The organism is Rathayibacter sp. AY2B5, assembly GCF_002931645.1.
Classification (GTDB): domain Bacteria; phylum Actinomycetota; class Actinomycetes; order Actinomycetales; family Microbacteriaceae; genus Rathayibacter.
In genome coordinates this window covers 1-1,095 of record NZ_PSUE01000060.1, presented here as the reverse complement: position 1 = coordinate 1,095, position 1,095 = coordinate 1, and the positions used below count along the sequence as shown (strand labels likewise).

The window sequence follows — 1,095 nt, the reverse complement described above, 5'->3', positions numbered from 1 at the left end:
GGTAGACGCAAGTCGAAATCGGTGATCCTATGCTGCCAAGAAAAGCATCGACGCGAGGTTCTAGCTGCCCGTACCCCAAACCGACTCAGGTGGTCAGGTAGAGAATACTAAGGAGATCGAGAGAATCGTGGTTAAGGAACTCGGCAAAATGCCCCCGTAACTTCGGGAGAAGGGGGGCCTGAGGCGTGAACGGACTTGCTCCGGGAGCGTTCGATGGCCGCAGAGACCAGTGGGAAGCGACTGTTTACTAAAAACACAGGTCCGTGCTAAGTCGCAAGACGATGTATACGGACTGACGCCTGCCCGGTGCTGGAAGGTTAAGAGGAACGGTTAGCCGCAAGGCGAAGCTGAGAATTTAAGCCCCAGTAAACGGCGGTGGTAACTATAACCATCCTAAGGTAGCGAAATTCCTTGTCGGGTAAGTTCCGACCTGCACGAATGGCGTAACGACTTCCCAGCTGTCTCAACCGCGAACTCGGCGAAATTGCATTACGAGTAAAGATGCTCGTTACGCGCAGCAGGACGGAAAGACCCCGTGACCTTTACTATAGTTTGGTATTGGTGTTCGGTGTGGCTTGTGTAGGATAGGTGGGAGACGTTGAAGCGGGCACGCTAGTGTTCGTGGAGTCATTGTTGAAATACCACTCTGGTCACTCTGGATATCTAACTTCGGACCCTAATCGGGTTCAGGGACAGTGCCTGATGGGTAGTTTAACTGGGGCGGTTGCCTCCCAAAGAGTAACGGAGGCGCCCAAAGGTTCCCTCAACCTGGTTGGCAATCAGGTGGCGAGTGTAAGTGCACAAGGGAGCTTGACTGTGAGACTGACAAGTCGAGCAGGGACGAAAGTCGGGACTAGTGATCCGGCAGTGGCTTGTGGAAGCGCTGTCGCTCAACGGATAAAAGGTACCTCGGGGATAACAGGCTGATCTTGCCCAAGAGTCCATATCGACGGCATGGTTTGGCACCTCGATGTCGGCTCGTCGCATCCTGGGGCTGGAGTAGGTCCCAAGGGTTGGGCTGTTCGCCCATTAAAGCGGTACGCGAGCTGGGTTTAGAACGTCGTGAGACAGTTCGGTCCCTATCCGCTGCGCGCG

At 54.7% G+C, this 1,095-nt stretch carries 1 rRNA gene; it reads left to right on the top strand.

Annotated elements, in window-relative coordinates:
* Positions 1–1,095, top strand: a 23S ribosomal RNA gene (locus C5C30_RS17270); the annotation flags it as partial.